Annotated in this window: 12 protein-coding genes; 2 read left to right on the forward strand and 10 right to left on the reverse strand. The window is 64.9% G+C overall.

What is annotated here, in order from left to right:
- Positions 1–92: 92 nt before the first annotated feature.
- The 6 genes from JJ918_RS04995 to JJ918_RS05020 all read right to left on the reverse strand — a co-directional run bounded on the left by JJ918_RS04995 (position 93) and on the right by JJ918_RS05020 (position 10893).
- Positions 93–2996: a TonB-dependent siderophore receptor gene (locus JJ918_RS04995; protein ID WP_291884101.1), complete on the reverse strand. Its 2904-nt coding sequence runs from the start codon at positions 2994–2996 to the stop codon at positions 93–95.
- Between the two features lie 125 nt (positions 2997–3121).
- Positions 3122–6283, reverse strand: a complete 3162-nt coding sequence (locus tag JJ918_RS05000; RefSeq protein ID WP_291884104.1) for a TonB-dependent receptor — start codon at positions 6281–6283, stop codon at positions 3122–3124.
- A 148-nt stretch (positions 6284–6431) separates the two neighbouring features.
- Entirely contained in the window at positions 6432–7460 is a 1029-nt protein-coding gene (locus JJ918_RS05005) for a FecR family protein (RefSeq protein ID WP_291884107.1), read from the reverse strand.
- A gap of 7 nt (positions 7461–7467) precedes the next feature.
- Entirely contained in the window at positions 7468–8046 is a 579-nt protein-coding gene (locus JJ918_RS05010; RefSeq protein ID WP_291884109.1) for a sigma-70 family RNA polymerase sigma factor, read from the reverse strand.
- 139 nt (positions 8047–8185) lie between these two features.
- Complete coding sequence (locus tag JJ918_RS05015) at positions 8186–9592, reverse strand: lyase family protein (protein ID WP_291884111.1); 1407 nt, start codon at positions 9590–9592, stop codon at positions 8186–8188.
- Positions 9589–10893 (reverse strand): TetR/AcrR family transcriptional regulator, encoded by a 1305-nt coding sequence (locus JJ918_RS05020; protein ID WP_291884114.1) that lies wholly within the window; start codon positions 10891–10893, stop codon positions 9589–9591. Before JJ918_RS05020 ends, JJ918_RS05015 begins: the two co-directional genes overlap by 4 nt.
- 344 nt (positions 10894–11237) lie before the next feature.
- Here JJ918_RS05020 and JJ918_RS05025 point away from each other — a divergent pair, with 344 nt between their 5' ends.
- Both JJ918_RS05025 and JJ918_RS05030 read left to right on the forward strand, forming a co-directional pair.
- Positions 11238–12152: a hypothetical protein gene (locus JJ918_RS05025; RefSeq protein WP_291884117.1), complete on the forward strand. Its 915-nt coding sequence runs from the start codon at positions 11238–11240 to the stop codon at positions 12150–12152.
- Position 12153: 1 nt separating this feature from the next.
- Positions 12154–13623 carry a DASS family sodium-coupled anion symporter gene (locus tag JJ918_RS05030; RefSeq protein ID WP_291884119.1) on the forward strand — a complete coding sequence of 490 codons (1470 nt, stop codon included), beginning with the start codon at positions 12154–12156 and terminating at the stop codon, positions 13621–13623.
- 42 nt (positions 13624–13665) lie between these two features.
- Here the strand turns inward: JJ918_RS05030 and JJ918_RS05035 are convergent, their stop codons facing one another.
- The 4 genes from JJ918_RS05035 to JJ918_RS05050 are packed head-to-tail and all read right to left on the reverse strand — an operon-like array spanning position 13666 to position 18394.
- Complete coding sequence (locus JJ918_RS05035) at positions 13666–14205, reverse strand: nuclear transport factor 2 family protein (protein WP_291884121.1); 540 nt, start codon at positions 14203–14205, stop codon at positions 13666–13668.
- Between the two features lie 13 nt (positions 14206–14218).
- Positions 14219–15700 (reverse strand): carotenoid oxygenase family protein, encoded by a 1482-nt coding sequence (locus JJ918_RS05040; protein ID WP_291884124.1) that lies wholly within the window; start codon positions 15698–15700, stop codon positions 14219–14221.
- A 15-nt stretch (positions 15701–15715) separates the two neighbouring features.
- Entirely contained in the window at positions 15716–16522 is an 807-nt protein-coding gene (locus JJ918_RS05045) for a DUF1295 domain-containing protein (RefSeq protein WP_291884126.1), read from the reverse strand.
- 27 nt (positions 16523–16549) lie between these two features.
- Entirely contained in the window at positions 16550–18394 is a 1845-nt protein-coding gene (locus tag JJ918_RS05050) for an AMP-binding protein (RefSeq protein ID WP_291884128.1), read from the reverse strand.
- Positions 18395–18513: the final 119 nt, after the last annotated feature.

Raw genomic sequence — 18513 nt, forward strand, 5'->3', positions numbered from 1 at the left:
CGTCCAGTCAAAGCGTTGGAAGAGTGCCCGGCACCCGGCCCTGCCATAAAGACAGGACAGGGTGCCGGACCCAATCGTCTCGGAGGATGAGACTAGAAGCGGGAGCGGACACCGACGTAGAACTGGCGTCCGATCGGATCGTTCTGCGGACCCTTCAGGTTGGACGTGCTGCCCGAGTTGAAATTGCTCGGCAGGAAGGTGCCGTAATCGTCGAACAGATTGTTGATGCCGGCATAGACCGTGGTGCGGTAATCGTCACCGAAGCGGTAGCGGGCATAAATGTTCGACACGAAGCGGTCGTCGGCCTCGAAGTAGTAGGCATCGCTGGGATCCACATCGAGATCGTCGATGCCGCCGGACTCGTACTTCAGCGTATAGCTGGCGTAGAAGTCGCCGCGGCGCCAGGACAGGCGTGCCCGGGCTTCGTGGGTCGGATCGTACATGGAACCGTTGGAGTCCTCGCGGACCGGCGTACCGGCTTCACCGATGAACTCGTACTCGTCGGCCAGAGAACGCGAATAGCGCAGGTCGAGACCGAACTCGCCCGGCACCGACTGGACCTCGAAATCCCACATCACGGAGACATCGATACCTTCGGACAGCAGCTCGTTGAGGTTTTCCTGGCGGTTGATCACCTCGATCACCCGGCCATTCGACGTGTCGCGCGTGACGACATCGCAGAAACGGTTGTCCGGGAAGTTCGGCGAGCCATAGCACAGGTCGACCGTGGTCTGCGTCGAGACCGAGCCGATCGCGTCTTCCACCTTGATATTGTAGTAATCGACGATGAAGACGAGATCTTCAGCGAAGGACGGCGCCCACACGGCACCGATGGTGAAGGTGTCGGCGGTTTCCTCGGTCAGCGTGTTGTTGCCGGCATTCGGCGCATTCACCGAACCGTCGAACTCGAAGGCTTCGCCCGCATTGTCCGGATCGTTGAAGAAGGCCTGGATACCCGGCTGGGACAGGCAGTTGGCGGCGATCACGGACGGATCGAAATCGGTGCCCGGCGGGGAGGTGACACCCGAACCGTCCGGCATCAGGCCATCACACGGATCGCGCAGATCGTCGGCGTCCTGACGCGGTGCCGAGTAGAATTCGGTGATCGTGGGTGCGCGTTGCGAACGCGAATACTGCGTACGGAAACGCAGCGTATCGGTCGGTTCCCAGTAGCCGCCCACATTGTAGGACGAGATCGTGCCGATCGTGGAATAGTCGGCCACCCGCGCGGCAAGCTGTGCCGTAACGTTTTCCAGCACCGGGATCTCGACCTCGGCAAACGCCTCGACCACATCGAAGCTGGCTTCGATTTCCGGGATCACCGACAGGCTGGTGGTCTCTTCCAGGATAATGGCGTCGACATTCGTGTCCTGGGTCTCTTCGCGCCATTCCAGACCGAAGGCGGCGGACACCGCACCGGCGGGGGCCTCGAACAGCTCGCCATTCATCGAGCCGCCGATCACGGTCTGCTCGCGGATCTGCTGCACATGGCCGTCGATACGGATGTAGTCGGCCATTTCCGGCGTGATCGAACCCTCACCGAAAATGTTCAGCGGGATACAACCATCGGCACGGGCACCGGCATCGGCACACTGATAGCCGCCGGCACCATCGGACTCGACATCCAGCGCATAGTGGATGTTGAGGTAGTTCAGGTTATTGCCCTGGATCTGGTTCTGCTCGAACCGGCCATAGGTGGCAAAGGCGTTCCACTGCCAGGTTTCACCCAGCTCGCCCGTCAGACCGGTGGCAAAGCGCATCGTCTCGCGCTCGTTGTCACGGGTTTCCTGACCCACTTCAACGAAGCGGCGGTACCAGCTCACCGAACCGGACCGCGTCTCTTCGACGGCTGCCGGGATAAAGGGGTTGCTGCTGGAGATCTGGCCGATATCGAACGTATTGCCGATCGGGCCGATATCCGTCGAATAGATCGCGGACTCGTAGGACCCTTCATACAGGCTGTCGACGCGCGACCAGAGCAGATCGGCAAACACCTCGATGCGCGGCGTCAGCTCGTAGCGGCCACGGGCCGCGGCGGTGTAAGCCGTGACTTCCGGGGACAGGGTGCGTCCGGGGCGGTAGTTCCAGCCGTCCAGCTCGGTCTCGAAGCCGATGGCCGGATCGCGGCCATCGTCCGGTGCCAGCGATTTGTCATTGTACCAGACGCCGTCGACATTCCAGGCATCGTCGCTCTCGAAACGGCCACCCGGAATGTAGGAGGTCAGCGAGTAGTCATTGTACTCGCCATTGCCGGACCAGTCGTCGGTGCGCAGGGAATCGGGACGGGTCGAGTCGGCATAGACCGCTGTCTCATGGTCATAGCTCAGTGCCACCATGATATTGCCGCGGTCATTGTCGAAATTACGGCCCATGGTCAGTTCGAGCGTGCTTTCCTCTTCACCGCTCGCATCGGCCCAGCCATAGCGGGCTTCGACCTCGACGCCTTCCATATTGCGCTCGAGGATGATGTTGGCCACGCCGGCAATGGCGTCAGAACCGTAGATCGCCGAGGCGCCGCCGGTGGTGACTTCGATGGAGTCCACGAAACCGGCCGGAATGGTCTGCAGGCTGACACGTTCGCCATTGCCCGAGTTCGACACGGCGCGGCGGCCATCGATCAGGACCAGCGTCCGCTCGGAGCCGAGGCCCCGCAGATTGATGGTCGAGAGACCGGAATTCTGGATGCTCAGATCGGTGCTTTCCGGCGACAGGCTGGAATCGACGCCCGGGATATCAACCAGGATTTCGCCGACATCCACCGTGCCGGACTCGTCGATATCGTCCGTCGTGAAGATCTGTGTCGGGATCGCCGTGTTCGCGTTGGAGCGGCGGATGCGCGAGCCGGTGACCACGATCGTGTCTTCGCTGGACGCTTGCGGATCGGCCGCAGTGTCCTGCGCGACAGCGGCGCCGCCGAGCAGCATGGCAGCAGCGGACACACCACCCATCAGCATGGCCCGGCCCGTGGTCCATGCGGTTCGATTACCCAAACTCATTCGAAATCCCCTTGTTTGCCGCACCGTCCCCTCGACTGCGCGTAGTGTTGGTAGAGGGGAGACACGCAAGGGGCCGCATCGGGTACCCGCGCTGTCACAAATTTTGAGAAAAAGATCGGGTCCGCCTACCAGCGGGCCCGGACACCGGCATAGACGCGCCGCCCGGCCGCGTCATAGCCCGGGCTGAAATTGCGCCGTCCGCCGCTTTCCGTACCGCTGGGCAGGAAGGGGCCGTAATCGTGGAAGACATTGTTGATGCCGCCGAAAATCTGCAGCCGGCCGTCGGCGCCGGCGAGGTAGCGCACATGCAGGTCGTGCTGCATCCACGGGTCGATTTCCAGGAAGAGCATGTCCCCGGCATTGGCCTTGGCCGCACGGTCATGCCCGTCGATCGCCGCGCCTTCATAGCGCACCCGCCACTGCATCAGCCACGGCCCGCGCGTCACGCCCAGGCGTGCTGTCCAGCGATGGTGCGGCGCGCCGACCTCGCCATCCCAGACGGACCGGCTGACCTCGCCGTCCGATCCTTCAAACACCTGCTCGAGACGGTCGGTATAGGCGTAGAGAATCCGCAGATCCCAGTCACCGGACCAGATCGAGGAAGGTGACACCTGCCAGGCATAGTCCAGCGTCACGTCGGCTCCGGCAGACCGGATCTCGTTGAGATTGGCGACGCGGTTCTGCATCTCGAGCAACTGGCCCGTCTCGCCGCGCTGGATGTCGGCGCAATACCGGTTGGCGGATATCGCGACCGGCGCGCCATAACATTCGGACAACAGGGCCCGGCTGGACAGCGATGAAATCGCGCCGGACACCCGGATGTCGTAGAGATCGACCGACAGGCTGAGCCCTTCGGCCTGCACAGGTGTGTAGACCAGCCCCAGCGTCACGGCATCCGAGCGCTCTTCCTCGAGATCCGGATTGCCCGAATTGGGCGCATAGACGCTGGTGATCGTCTGCTCGTAGACGCCGTCTTCCGCGATGGCCCGGGCAATCCCCGGTTCGGAGCGGCAGTTCTCGGCAAGCCGGCCGAAACTCGTGCCGGTGACGCCGTGACAGGGATCGCTGACGGTGTCGTAATCGCCGCGCGGACCGGAATAGAGCTCGGTCAGGCTGGGTGCGCGCTGGGCCCGGGAGATCTGCCCGCGGAAGGCCAGCGCGTCACTGGGCGACCACACACCGCCGAGACGATAGCTGCCGACCAGACCCACCCGGTCGATATCGTAATGGGCCAGACGCACGGCTGCGGTGACGTCGAAACGATCCGGGACAACCGGCACCAGAGCCTCAGCAAAGACTTCGCTCGCATGGCCGACCGCATCCAGATCGGGAACCCCGACATAGCCGGTCTCGCGGTTTAGCGCCGCCGCATCGCCGCGCGTGCGCTGGCTGTCGACACGGTGTTCCGCCCCCCAGGCCAGCGAGATCACACGCCCGTCCGACAGCGCGACATCGCCCAACGCCGACCCGCCCAGCGTCCATTGCTCGACCTCGACCTCCAGCCGGTCGGTGGCACGGATATAGTCGGCCGCCTCTGCCGAGATCGCATTCACGCCGAACATGTCCAGAGGCGCACACCCGGCGGCGCGCGCAGCGGCGCTGACACAGCGATAATTGCCGGGACTCGCCGGATCGGCCTCGATGTCCAGAGCGTTTCGGATGCGGGCGTAATTCACCTCGCCGCTGCGCAGCTGGTCCTGGTCGTAGCGGCCATGGCCCAGCGCGACATCCCAGCTCCAGATCCCGGCCTCGCCCTGCAGGCCGGCCCAGAAACGCTGTGTCGTCCGGTCATTCTGGCGGTATTCCTCGCCCAGCTCGCTGAAACGCCGGCGCCAGGTGATGCCGGTCAGGCCCTCGGCCAGCGCGGCCTGCCGGATCGGCTCCGGCACCAGCGGATTGTCCACCGGGATCATGCCGATCCGCTCGTTCTCCAGTCCGAAGCGCTCATTGTAATACGCGGTCTGGGCTTCCCGCGAGGACAGGCTCTCGCTGTGCGAAAGCAGGCCCGTGAAATAGGCCGACACGCCGCCGTCGAAGTCATAGTCGAGTTTCAGCGCGAACAGGTCGCGCTCGCGCGGGACCGAAATCGTGGCGAAGGAGCGGGTGTCATACCCGTCCGTGTCGATGTCGAAATCGGTTCGCAGGCCGGTCTCGTCATACCAGAAATCATAGCTGATGAAGCGCCCGCCCGGCGTATAGCTCGACAGGTCCGTTTCCAGCGTTTCGCCATCGCTCGACAGGCTGACCGGAACCTGCGCCCAGTCGCGATCCCCGGCACCGATACGGCGCATCTGGTCGCGCGTGGCGTTGATCAGGAGCCGGCCTCGGCCATCGCCGAACCGCCAGCCCTGCGTGGCGCTGAGCACGTGATACTGGCCGCCGCCATCCTGGGTCATGCCGGCCTGGGCAAGCAGGCGGCCGCCTTCCAGATCGTCGATCAGAACGAAATTGACCACGCCCGCAATCGCATCCGATCCATAGACCGCAGACGCGCCGCCAGTGGAGATTTCCACCCGTTCGACAAACTCCGCCGGAATGGTGTCCGAACCGAAGCGGCTGGCATTGCCGCTATTGGCCACCGTGCGCCGCCCGTCGATCAGCACAAGTGTCCGCGTCGTGCCCAGACCGCGCAGCCCGATCGAGGACAGGCCGGCATTCTGGGCGCTGAGATGCGTCGAGGCGTTGGAGAATTCCAGCGTCGCCGGCGACTGGCTGGCGATCATCTCGCCGATCTCGATGGCGCCGGAGGTTTCCAGCGCCGTGCGGCCGATCACCTGCACCGGCAGGACCGCCGCCCGCCCGGCCCGCTCGAAACGCGAACCGGTCACCAGGATGACTTCCTGCGGATCGATATAGGCCGATGCTGCAACAGTCGCGGCAGGTTCATCGCCCACGCGATGCCCGGACAGGCGGATGACGCCGCCGCCCCCAGCAGCCTGCGCCTCCTGGCCTGCAGGAGCAGTCGGCCGGCCGAGGACGTAGGTCCGGGCATCGACCGTGCTGAATTCCAGCCCGGTTCCGGCCAGCAGCTGCGCGAGCCCGTCCTCGGCGGAATACTGTCCCTCGACGCCCCGGGTCCGCACGCCGGCAACCAGATGCGATTCCGCCAGCAATTGATGTCCCGTCACCAGGGCAAAGCGCGACAGCGCCGGCCCCAACGGCCCGGCCGGAATATCGAAGCTGAAAGCGTCCGGCGCGGCGGTTTGCGTCTCCTGGGCCACAGCGCAGGCGTGCGGCGTCATCACCGGGAGCAGCGCACCGAGGATGGCTGCTCGGACGCCTTTCATCCTGACCGATGTCCTGCCGCTGAAACGCATCCCCGCACCTCGATACGGGGACGCCCGATCCCCCTCATGTGACAACTTGCCAGAAGCCATGTGACATCGCTGTTACCGAAATGTCGCATTGCTGCCGGAAGATGCACGTGCAGGCCAGTCAGGGTTGTACATTTCCCTCGGACGCGTGGATCCGGATGCCGTCGCCGGTCCGCTCGATCCGCACCGATTCGGTCGCCGACAGGGCCGCCAGGAAGGCCTCGCTGTCGGACGGGTCGAAGGAGCCGCTGATCTGCAATTCGCCCAGCTGCCCGTCCGCGAAGGCGATGTCGAGATCGTTATAGCGGCGAAATTCGCTGACCACTTCGCTCAGGCGGCGTCCGTCGAAGATGAGCTGGCCCTGCCGCCACGCCGTCGCAGCGACGACATCGACCCGCGCCGGTTCGGGCGCCGGCTCGCCCGGCACCAGCTCGACCTGGTCGCCGGCGCGCAGCAGCGCCGCCGAGGCCGGGCCGCTTTCGACCCGCGTCTGCACCAGGCCCTCGACCACCGTCACGACGGTGCGGCCGTCATCGCGCGAATAGACATTGAACGCAGTCCCCACGGCCCGGACTTCATGGCCGCCCGCCTCGACGATGAAGGGGCGCGAGGGATCGTGGGAAACCTCGAACAGGGCCTCGCCCGCCTCCAGCACGACCCGGCGCTCTTCTGCCACAAACGCGGTGGTCACCCGGGAGCCGGTGTTCAGCGTCATCACCGACCCGTCCGGCAGGGCGATCTCCTGGCGGTCACCCCGGGCCGTGGAATAGGTCTCCAGAGCCGCCAGTTGCACCGGCGCATCGCTGTCCGCCGCCCGGTCCCCGCCCAGCATGCCTGTCCACACAGGCAGAGCGATTGCCAGGGCGAGCATCGCCGCCATGCCGATCACGGCCGGCACGATCCAGGCCGGACGGCCGGGCGCCTCTTGCGCCATCAGTTCCGCCTCGGTGGCCGCGATCAGACCATCAGCCCAGTCGCTGCCATGCGCGGCATCGATCATGCCCTCGAGCTCCAGACAGGCATTGAGTGCCGCCTGGTGCTGCGGATCGGCCTGCAGCCAGGCCTCCAGCTCGGCTTCGGCGGCCGCATCCAGCGCGCGCTCGGCGAGCAGGCGTTCGGCCCAGGCAGAAGCGGTGTCGAAGATGTTCATATCGCGATCAGCCGGCATCGTTCGCCGCCCTTGCTGTATCCCCGTTCCCGTCCGGCATCCCGTGCAGATGCTCGGCCAGACGCGCCATGCCGCGCTGAACGTGTTTCTTGACCATGTGGATCGAAATACCCATCCGCTCTGCGGCCTGCTGATAGGTCATCCCCTTCAGCTTGCAAAGCACGAAGGCGTGCCGGCATTTCGGTGGCAGCTGCCCGATCGCCTCGGACAGGGCCGCGCGCCGGGCTGTGTCACGCTCTTCATCCGCTATGGTGTCCGCAGGTGATGCAAATGGGGCAACAACGTCACTGTAATGGTGCGCCACTGCAGCAGAATGGCGCCGCACCGTATTGCAGTGCCGGAGATGATTTCGCGCAAGATTGGTCGCGATCGTCGTGACGAACGCGCCCTCATTCCGCACCGGTCCGGTATCGCCATCAACCTCGAGCAGGCGCTCGAACGCGGCGTGGGTGATGTCGTCCGCGTCCTGGGCATTGCCGACAATGCGCCACACGATCCAGCGCACGCGCCGCCCGTGCACGCGATACAACTCTTCCACATTTACGGCATCACTGACGGCCGCCACCATTCTTACGCTTCCCCGCAGCCGGCCGCCCCCTTTGGCGCCCTGTCCCAGGACAGTCCGGCATGCTCTACCAGAGCCGATGCAGGCGCAAGGTACCCGATCCGGAGCGTCGCGTGTCTCATATCGAATGCGGGGGACTCTGTCAGTCGACGGACGGGTCCGTCTCGCGCGCCGCCCGCGCCGCAGCGATCACGGCATCGACCTGCTGGCCCGCCAGGCCGAGATAGGTTTCCGGATCCAGCAGGGCCTCGATCTCCGCTTCGCTCAGGGCTTCGCGAATGACCGCATTTTCCATCGCTGCCTCGCGAAGACCGGCACCGCTTTCATGCGCCTCGGCGGCCAGATCGCGGATCAGCTCCTCCGCCTCGGTCCGGCCGATATGCGGTGCCAGTGCGAACACGAAACGCTGTGACAATATCCAGCCGCCCGACCGGTCCAGATTGCGGCGCATCGCTTCGGCGTCGACATGAAGCCGCCCCACAAGCCGGTTTGCTGCAGACAGCATGTCCTCGGCCTCGATCGACAGTTCGCCGATGGCGTCATTGGGCCGCGAAGTGTTGTCGCGCTCGAAGAAATTGATCATGTCGTCGGCAACAATGTCCGACAGCGCGGGAATGGTCCGGGAATAGTGGATCAGCGCCTCGGACAGGGATGGATTATTCTTGTGCGGCATGGTGCTCGACCCGACAGCCGTGCTGCTGCGCTGTTCGATAACCTCCGCGATATCCGTCATCTGCAACAGGAAGATCTCCTGCCCGACCCGGCCATAAAAGCGCGCGAGCAGACCCAGGCTGACCGCATACTCGGCAAACACATCGCGCGAGGCGTGCCAATCATCGGCATAGGGTTGAGACAGGCCCAGTTCTTCCCCGAACCGGCGCTCGACCGCCTGGGCCCGGTCGCCCAGACCGACATAGCTGCCGACCGCGCCCTTCATGATGGCCGATCGTTCGACCCGGTCGAGCAGGTCTGTCAGGCGCTCGATATGGCGGCGATTCTCGCCGATCCAGCCGGACACTTTCTTGCCAAAAGTGATCGGCAGGGCGTGCTGCCCCAGCGTGCGGCCGATCATCGGCGTGTCACGGTGCGTCTCGGCAAGATCGATCAATTCCAGCTCAATCGCCCGCAGATCCTCGATCAGCAGCAGGATCGACCGGCGCACCTGCAGGATCGCCGCGGTATCGTAGATGTCGACCGTGGTCGCGCCATAGTGGAGATAGTTGGCCGCATCGGCGTCGAGGGAGCGCGAAAACACGTTGAGGAAGGCCACCATGCGGTGGCGGACGATCGCATATTCTTCCGCCAGCGCCTCAGCCGGAACCGCTTCCGGACGCGCCGCGGCCGTGATCGCATCGGCCGCCGATTGCGGGATCACGCCTTCGGCCGCCTGGGCGCGCGCCAGAGCGGCCTCGATCTCCAGCACATAGGCATTCAGCCGTGCATCCGAGAAGACGTCCTCGATACTCTCAGACTGTGCGTCCGCGACGCCGGGGACCAGTCCCGCGAATAGGATGACCGCAGCACGGACTGCCTGCCGCAGACGGCTCACTGCCCGGCTCCCAGACCACGCATCAGGATGTAGACATAGTCGATGGTCGCGGTGAGCGGGTCTTCGGATATCCGCCAGTCGGTGAAGCTGTTGGCCGCCGCAATCGTGTAGCCGCCATTCAGGAACACGGCATGCGTAAGAATGCGCTCGGCCGCCTGGATATCCACAGGCCGCGCCTCACCCGCATCGACGGCATGCTCGAGCGCATCACCAAAGCGGCGGGCGATGTTGCGCAGCCTGGCCGCATGCCGGCGCTGCCGCGCCTCCGGCAGGGCTGCAGCCAACGACGGCCGCAACAGCGGCGTGACGCCACTGGCCTGCTGGTAGATCAGGTCGCGAATGGCATGCTCGATCACGCCGAGCCCGGAACGGCCACCGCCCTCGGCCCGGTCCAGTGCCTGCTCGACCGTGGCGAAGGACCGCTCGAGACATTGCTCCAGCAACTGCTCCTTGTCGGGGATGTGGTAGTAGAACGCGCCCCGGGTCACGCCGAGCGAGGCAGCCACTTCCGACAGGGCGACACCGCCGAAGCCCTTCTTGTTGAAGAAGCGGGTGCCGGCCTTGAGGAAGGCTTCCCGCTTCATGCGATTACGCGCTTCACGGTCAAAGACCTGCGGCACGCCGACATCGGGCGACCCGGGCTGAAGGGCGGCCGGCTGCCAGTCGCCGCCCGCCTTGAGACCGCCGGCGAGGATCTCGAGCAGCGTGTCGGCCGCCGTGTCGATATTCCAGTCGCGCTTGCGCCGCGGCCAGGACCCCATCCAGTCGAGCAGTTCGAAAACGAGGAAGGTCGCCGGCTCGGGCCGTCCGAGCGGCGCGCCGCTTTCCCGGACCCAGCTGGCAATCATCTCATTCACGTCCGAGACGCAGCGCGACAGCTCCGCCGCGATGCTGGCGTGGAGCTCATCCCCCAGCGCATCAAGATCATTGATCGCCGCAAGATTATGCCGCCGGCCTTCCGATACGGCCCGCATGTGATCGGCGAAAACCTCGAAGAGTTTGCGCAACTGGGCAGCCGGGCTATCCGCCGTCCGGGCGATCTCGACCGCTTCGGCCAGGGCCCTCGCTGCTGCACGGTAGACTTCGCCGGCCAAGTCTTCCTTGGACGCAAAATAATAGCTGATCCCGGTCTTCGTCAGTCCCAGATCCCCGGCGATGTCCTCAAGCCGCGTCGCATGGACACCTTCGGCGTCGAAGCGCCGCGCGGCCGCCGACAGGATGGCCGCCTCCTTGCGCTGACGCTCCTGTTCGCGCGAAAACGGTGAAGAATGGTCGGGGAAGTCGGGACGGAGTACGCTCATAGATCGTGCCTCTTTCCTTTGAGTTCGGGACCGGAATTGACCGACCCCGCGGGCATTTGCGACATTCCGAAGAGTCGCGCACCCGCCTTGCTCCTCCCCATACAAGCCCAGCCCGGCATCGCTGACAAGCCCGTAAGAAGGCAATTTGAACGACGTGTACGTTTTTTATTGACACCGTCGGAACTTCGCCGTCACTGTCATCGAAACACAAAATGCGGGGAGGGCAGCATGAATTCAAGGGCACGCTCGAAGTGTGACCAGTTCGCCCGCATGCTCAGCAACCGGGCGATCTAGCACGCCGTACATCCAGCCTGCCCTCCCGGCCCGAATCCGGACCGTCTCTCATGCGCTTCTCCCACATTGCCACGCTCGTCGCCCTGTCCGCGATGACAGGAATCGCCGCCGCACAAGGCACGGACACGAGCTTTGCCATCCCCACTGGTCGCGCCTCGCTGGTCTATTCCGGATGGGGCGGGCCCGACCTCGCCGTCGAGACATACCGGCCCGAAAACCTACCCGCCGACGCCCCCATCATTTTCGTGATGCATGGCGTGAACCGAAACCCCGACGATTATCGCGACGCCTGGATCGAATTGGCCGACGCCTGCGGGTTGGCCATCATCGCCCCCGGTTTCGACCAGGACGGCTTTCCAAGGTCTTCCGGGTATAATCTGGGCGAACCGTTGCCGGGTACGGACGCGGTTTCAGCCTTCGACGCCATCGAGCCCCTGTTCACCACCATGCGTGCCGGACTCGGCTCGACGCGCAGCGGGTATTCGATATTCGGACATTCTGCGGGCGCGCAATTCGTCCACCGTTTCCTGATGCTGACGCCGGACACGCATGTCGAGGCCGCGGTCGTCGCCAATGCCGGCTGGTACACCTGGCCCGATACCTCGGTCGAATGGCCGTACGGGTTTGCCGGCGCGCCGCGAGCCCCGCTCGCTCCTGGCGATATTGCCGCCCTGCCGGTCACCCTCCTCCTGGGCGAAGCCGACAATGACCCGAATGCGTCCAATCTGCGCCAGACTGCCGAAGCCCGGGCGCAGGGCGCACACCGGTTCGAGCGCGGCCTGAATACTGCCGCCCTGGTGGACCGATTGGCTGCCGATGCCGGGCTGGAGCACGGATGGGCCGTCGCGACGGTGCCCGGTGTAGCCCACGACAATACCCGGATGGCGCCCGCCGCCGTCCGCCACCTGGTTCCCGAAGACATCTACAATACGACGGCCTGCCGGCTTGCCACGAACGGAGACTGACATGACTGACGCGACGCATGACGACGCGCCCGCCCTCTATCAGCGCATCGGACTGGCCGCCGGCCCTCTGGCTGCAATCCTGATCGGGCTCTTCCTGCGCCCTGAAGGCCTGTCGAACGAAGGCGTGTTCGTCGCCGCAATCGGCGCCTGGATGGCGATCTGGTGGGCAACGGAAGCGATTCCGGTTGCGATCACGGCCTTTCTCCCGCTGGTCCTCTTTCCCATCCTGGGTGTCTCGACGATCGGCGAGATCTCGTCACCCTATGCCCATCCGATCATCTATCTCTTCTTTGGCGGCTTCGTCGTCGCGCTGGCCATCGAGCGGTGCGGTTTACACCGCCGTATCGCACTCGGCGTCTTCCGCATGGTGGGCACGAATGCGCGCGCCCTCGTCGGCGGCTTCATGCTCGCCGCGGCAATCGTCAGCATGTGGATCTCAAATACCTCGACGACGCTGATGCTGCTGCCCATCGCGGTTTCCGTGGTGACCGTAATCGGCGAGACCATGCCCGATCTCGACGTTCGCCAGCGGAGCAATTTCTCGATCGCGCTGCTGCTGGGTCTCGCCTACGGGGCCACGCTGGGCGGTGTCGCCACGCTCGTCGGCACGCCGCCGAACGCGTTCATGGTCGGCTTCATGTCCGACAGCTATGGCGTCGAAGTCGACTTCGCCCGCTGGATGCTGGTCGGTGTCCCGGTGAGCGCCGTACTGCTCCCGATTGCCTGGCTGACGCTGACCCGCATCATCTTCCCCGTCAGCTTCACCGCCTCGGCAGACGCCATGAAACATATCGGCCAGATGCGCACGGCACTCGGCCCGATGAGCACGGCCGAGGCCCGCACGGCCATGCTGTTCGCCTTTCTGGTGATCGGCTGGGTCGGTCGCGGCTTCCTGTCCGGCGTGCCGGTGATCGGCTCGATCTCGGATACCGGCATCGCCATGATCGCCGCAGTTGCAGCCTTCCTCATTCCCTCCGGCAAGGACGGGAAGGCCCTCATGGTCTGGGAGGATATGAGCAAGCTGCCCTGGGGCGTGCTGATCCTGTTCGGCGGCGGCCTTGCGCTGGCCTCTGCGGTCGCCAGTTCGGGCCTTGCGCTCTGGCTGGGTGAACAACTGGCCCCGCTCGGCGCCCTCAACCTCGCCCTGCTGGTGATCGTCGCGACGGCCCTGGTCATCTTCCTGACCGAACTGACCAGCAATCTCGCGACCACTGCGACCTTCCTGCCGGTTATCGCCGCGATCGCCGTGGAGACCGGTCAGGATCCGCTGGTCTTCGTCATTCCGGTCACGCTGGCGGCCAGCTGCGCCTTCATGCTGCCGGTCGCGACACCGCCGAATGCCATCGTGTTCAGCTCGGGCCTGGTTTCGATCCCGCACATGGCCCGGGCCGGCTTCCTTCTGAACATCGTCGCCATCGCCGTCCTGGCCATGGCCGCCCTCTGGCTCTCGCCGGTCGTGTTCGGGGGGTAAGGACGAAAGTGGCGCGGGGCCTTCAGGCTCCGCGCTTGCCTCCTAGAACCGGCTGTAGGACAGGTCTTCCTTGCCGCGCTTGCCCATCACCATTTTGGGGTCGTCGGGATTGAACAGGCCCAGACACCAGGTCTCGTTGGCCGGGGCGTCGCGGTTCCAGTCGAAGGCCATCTTGCGGTGGGCGATCCGCCAGATCCCCTTGCGCCGCTCGAAGCGGTCGGCCAGCCGGCCACCCGTCAGCGTATCGTGCGCCTGGCCCGACTTGTCGTCGAAACGGGCGAAGGTCAGCACATAACTCTCCACCCAGGCCGTCTCGCCATCGTCCGCGAACTCGATGTGCACATTGCTGACATAGTGCGCCATCGGGTGGCTCAGCTTGGCAAGACGCTCGACCGCGCCCAGCACGTATTCGTGCGCGGGGCCCTTGTAGGTGCTGCCATGCTCCTCGATCGCGTCGGCGTGATAGCAGGACAGGAGCAGGTCGGCGTCGGCCCGGTCCACACCCCGGGCATAGCGCGCGAGGACGTCCTGGATGTCCTGTTTGGCGATCAGGGTCTCAAGCGTGTTCGGCGGATAGCTCATGTCCAATCTCCGTTCAGGCTGCTGACTGGGCCGCACGCACCGTCGGGCCGTCGGCCCAGGTTGCGTGCGTACCGCTGGAAATCCGGTGGGGCAGGATGATCCGGCACACCGGGCCGTCTGTGATATTCTGCGCGTCGATCAGGACGCATTCCGAGCGGTTTTCGACCATGTCCGTGATGAAGGAGACGATATAGCCGTCATCCTCCGACCTGGCGCCGACGCGCGGCGCAAACGGCGCCTCGCTGCCGAAGCGGCCTTCACCGAAATTCAGGGTCTCGCTCTTGCCGGTCTCGAAGTCGTGCTTCACGAGGCCTTCGAACAGGAACCAGCCCGGCTTGGTGAAGGTGGAATAGAGGTAGCGGGATTTCTCGCCACCATACGTCTGGTTGAAACTGCCGAATTCGAGCAGCCGGTCGTCGAGATGGCTTTCGCTGACGGCGCCGGTCTTCAGATTGAAACGCCAGCGGTGAAGCTTCGGCTTGAAGGAGTTCTCGTCCAGATAGGCCATCAGCTGGCCGAGACGCGGATCGCCGCCGGGCGCATCGAGCGGTTTGGGTGCCGGGTCTTCCTGGAAATAACCGTCGAGCACGATCTCGTCGCCCTCTTCCCAGGCATTCATCCAGTGCAGAACATAGGTCGGCGCGGCCTCGAACCAGCGGATGTCTTCCGGCTGGCCGTAGCGCGGCACGATCGCGAAGCGGGTCGGTATGTCTCGGTGGAAGCGGGCCGCATGGCGCCCCTTGGCCAGGATGTCGGCATCCCAGAACAGCGGCAGATCCGCGATGATCGAATAGTTCTTGGTGAAGGCCATGTCGTGCGGCAGGCGCGGGCCCGGCACGGGGATCGGGATATAGTGCTTCAGCTTGTTGTCCGGCCCGACGACGCCGTAGTGCATGTAGGGCGCGTGGGTGGAGTAGTTGAAGAAGAGCAGCTCGCCCGTGTTCTCGTCCAGCTTGGGATGCGCCGAAATGCCATCGAGCGGCACCCAGCCCTCAGTCCCGAACTGTTCCATCGTATAGGGGTCGAGCCGATAGCCTTCACCGCATTGGTAGAAGGTCGACAGGATCTGCCCGGCATGCACCACGACATCGGTCGAGGATGAATCCTTGATGCCGCCATGCGCGCCCCAGCCCGGCCGGGTCGACAGGCGCGGGTCTTCGGCAATGCCCGCCCAGAGCGGCTTGCCCGCCTCGATCTCGGCCATCAGGCCCTTGGTGCGCACAAAGCGGTTCTTGTAACTCGCCTTGCCGTCGCGGAAGGACATGGTGTGGATCATGCCGTCGCCGTCGAACGGGTGATAAAGACCGATCGAGCCGAAGGCCGGGTTCTCGCTGTTCCGCACGTAGATCCCGTCGATATCCTTCGGGATCTCACCGATCACTTCAAGATCGTCGGCATCATACTCGTCAAACACCGGCGTCCACGCACCGGACGTGTAGGGGTGGTTCGGATCGGGATCGCGGTGCGGGACCGTGCCGAGTTTCACAACAGACATCGGGGACTCCTGTGATCAGGCCGTTTCGCCGCTATCGCGGCGCGGCGGCATCGGAATGAAGGAACTGGTGCGGCGGATATAGGCCTCGTATTCGGGGCGCGACCGCTTGAGACGGCGCTCCAGGAGGGCGGCACCACTCCACTGGACGAGCAGGAAGGTGAGCAGGAGCGGACCGGCGATCGCGAACAGGCCCAGCGTGGTCTCTGCCGCAATCAGGAACAGTCCCCACCAGACACAGGCATCGCCGAAATAGTTGGGATGCCGCGTATAGCGCCACAGACCCTGGTCCATGACCTTGCCGGCATTGTCCGGATTGCCCTTGAACCGGGCCATCTGCCAGTCGCCGACACTTTCGAAGAAGATACCGATGATCGCCAGCGCGGCGCCGGCCCAGGCCAGCCAGCTGACGCCGGCCGGCTGCGCCGGCACCTGGCCCAGCTGCACCGGCAGGGAGACCACCCAGAGGAGCACACCCTGCAGCAGGAAGACCTTGGTCAGGCTGGTGATGTGGGGATTGCCCTTGGCCTTGCCGAGCAGGGCGACATAGCGCTTGTCCGGCCCTTCCTTGCGCCAGCGCCAGAGGAGATAACCCGCCAGCCGCAGCCCCCACACCGTGGTGATCGCCAGCAGCAGAAGCTTGCGCTGGGCGTCGCCGTCGGGCGTCAGGAAATGGGTGACAAAGGCGACCAGCACGAAGCCCGCGGCCCAGAAGGAGTCGATGAAGCTGACATCGCCAATGGCGACGCTGATCAGCCAGAGGGCCAGCATCGTTCCGATCAGGACGGCGAAATTGACGCCGATCACAAACACAAATTCAGGCATGTCTTGCTCCGTTGGGCAGGCTGGTCGTCAGCGTGCGACTTCGACAACGCCCGCATCGGGCGTGTCGGCATAAAGACGCTCCACGTCGGCGGCGCGATGCCGCCGGGCCGCCTCCTGGTTGATCGTGCCCTTGTCGGACACCTCATGCCGTTCGGCATTCGGCGGATCTGACAGCAGGGCAAAGCGGCGGATGCGTTCGCTCGAACCGGAGCACGCGGCATTGTGCGCGGCGATGCGCGCCTCAATGGCCGCCAGCGCGCGCGGATCGCGTACCAGTTCGGCGGGCGGCATCTCCGGCAGTCCCGCCTCGGCTGCCAGCGCGGCTGCGTTGGGCCATATAAGCGCGGACAGGTAGGAGCGGTTTTCACCGCACAGTACGAGATCGGCGATCAGTGGCGCGCCGATGCGGACCAGTTCGGCCCGCAGCTCACCACCGCTGACAAACGTGCCGGTGTCGAGCTTGAACTCCTCGGCCAGCCGGCCGGCAAAGGCGAGCCCCTGGGCCGGGTCGGACGGATCGTGGAAGCGCGCGGTATCGCCGATCCTGTAGAAGCCGTCCTCGTCGCGGATCTGGCTTTCCAGGTCCGGCCGCCCGAGATAGCCCGGCGTGACCATCGGCCCCTTCATCCGGAGCTCGAAACGCGTCTCGTCCAGCGGGACAAGCTTCACCTCAAGGCCCGGCATCGGCAGGCCGATCCCGACTTTTTCCGAGTGGAAATAGATCGACATACAGCCCGATGTGGTCTCGGTGGCGCCATATCCGGTCGTCATGAAAACGCGGTTTCCGGTCTCCGCCTCGGCGATCGCCTGCAGGCGATCATAGACGGGCTGCGGCAAGCCCGCCCCGCCATAGAGCATCAGACGCAGCTTCTCGAAGAAGGTCTTGCGCAGCGCCTCATCCTTCTCCAGCGCCTCGGTGAGCATCGCATAGCCAGCGGGCACATTGGTGAAGTAGGTCAGTGGAACTTCGCGAAGATTCTCGATCGTCTCGTCGAACAGGCCGGGCAAGGGCTTGCCATTGTCGATGTAGAAGGTGCCGCCGAAGATCGCCGCGGCCATGGAGGAAAACGCGCCGGAGACATGGCTCCAGGGGAGCCATTCCAGCAGCACATCGTCCCAGCCGGCAGCGCGGCCGAGCACCTGCCATCCCTGATAGAGATTGGAGGTGATCATGCGCTGGGTGTGGATCACGGCCTTGGGCTTGCCGGTCGATCCGGACGTCAGCATGTAGGCGGCCGGCGCATCGGGGTCGAGCGCGGCGATCCGGTCTTCGATGTCGTCGCCGGCGGGCGTGGACAGCACATCCGCAAGATCAACCGCCGGCGCGCTGAAAGCTTCGGGGGCACGGCTCAACACCACCGCATCGGCTGGCGCGGTCGCGTCGACTGCGGGGGCATAAGCCGCCGTTTCCGCGAAAACGAAGCCCGGATTGACCATGTCCATCACGTGGCGCAGGCGCTCGAACCCACCGGCCGCGCCCAGCAGGGCGTAATTCGCACTGACCGGACACACCGGCAGCCCCGCCCCCATCGCGCCATAGCGTACAACGGCGTGATCGATCGAATTGCCCGAAACAATCACCAGCGGCCGCGCCGGGTCCACGCCCTTGTCGAGCAGGAAACGGGTCAGCGCATCGGCGCGCGCCTTCACCTCGGCAAAACTCGCCGTCACCCAGGGCTCGCCCCGCGCGGGACGGGCCGCCAGATGCACCTTGTCCGACTGCAGACGTGCCTGTCGCGCCAGCCCCGCCGGGACGGAGGCGTCCCTGACATCAAGCGGCTCGCGCGGTGTCATCACCATCACCCCGTCGGGACGGCGGTCTATTTCAAGGTCAACCGGCGGGAATTCCACGGCGCGGTAGTCTGCGGGCATGACGTCATCCAGGTATTATTATGCAATTCATGTCACGTTAGAGCGCTCTTCGCGGGACTGTCAATCGATGAACGGACCAACCCGGAATCCCGCCTCTCGATATGACTTGCATTACGTTA

It is taken from the genome of Maricaulis sp., assembly GCF_017642925.1.
Taxonomy (GTDB): domain Bacteria; phylum Pseudomonadota; class Alphaproteobacteria; order Caulobacterales; family Maricaulaceae; genus Maricaulis.

Excerpts from the sequence above, each read along its gene's own strand:
- JJ918_RS05030 (WP_291884119.1), top strand. The coding sequence starts at position 12,154 with ATGACTGACGCGACGCATGACGACGCGCCCGCCCTCTATCAGCGCATC.
- JJ918_RS05025 (WP_291884117.1), top strand. The coding sequence starts at position 11,238 with ATGCGCTTCTCCCACATTGCCACGCTCGTCGCCCTGTCCGCGATGACA.
- JJ918_RS05010 (WP_291884109.1), bottom strand. The coding sequence starts at position 8,046 with ATGGTGGCGGCCGTCAGTGATGCCGTAAATGTGGAAGAGTTGTATCGC.
- JJ918_RS05020 (WP_291884114.1), bottom strand. The coding sequence starts at position 10,893 with ATGAGCGTACTCCGTCCCGACTTCCCCGACCATTCTTCACCGTTTTCG.
- JJ918_RS05035 (WP_291884121.1), bottom strand. The coding sequence starts at position 14,205 with ATGAGCTATCCGCCGAACACGCTTGAGACCCTGATCGCCAAACAGGAC.
- JJ918_RS05050 (WP_291884128.1), bottom strand. The coding sequence starts at position 18,394 with ATGCCCGCAGACTACCGCGCCGTGGAATTCCCGCCGGTTGACCTTGAA.
- JJ918_RS04995 (WP_291884101.1), bottom strand. The coding sequence starts at position 2,996 with ATGAGTTTGGGTAATCGAACCGCATGGACCACGGGCCGGGCCATGCTG.
- JJ918_RS05040 (WP_291884124.1), bottom strand. The coding sequence starts at position 15,700 with ATGTCTGTTGTGAAACTCGGCACGGTCCCGCACCGCGATCCCGATCCG.
- JJ918_RS05000 (WP_291884104.1), bottom strand. The coding sequence starts at position 6,283 with ATGAAAGGCGTCCGAGCAGCCATCCTCGGTGCGCTGCTCCCGGTGATG.
- JJ918_RS05045 (WP_291884126.1), bottom strand. The coding sequence starts at position 16,522 with ATGCCTGAATTTGTGTTTGTGATCGGCGTCAATTTCGCCGTCCTGATC.
- JJ918_RS05005 (WP_291884107.1), bottom strand. The coding sequence starts at position 7,460 with ATGAACATCTTCGACACCGCTTCTGCCTGGGCCGAACGCCTGCTCGCC.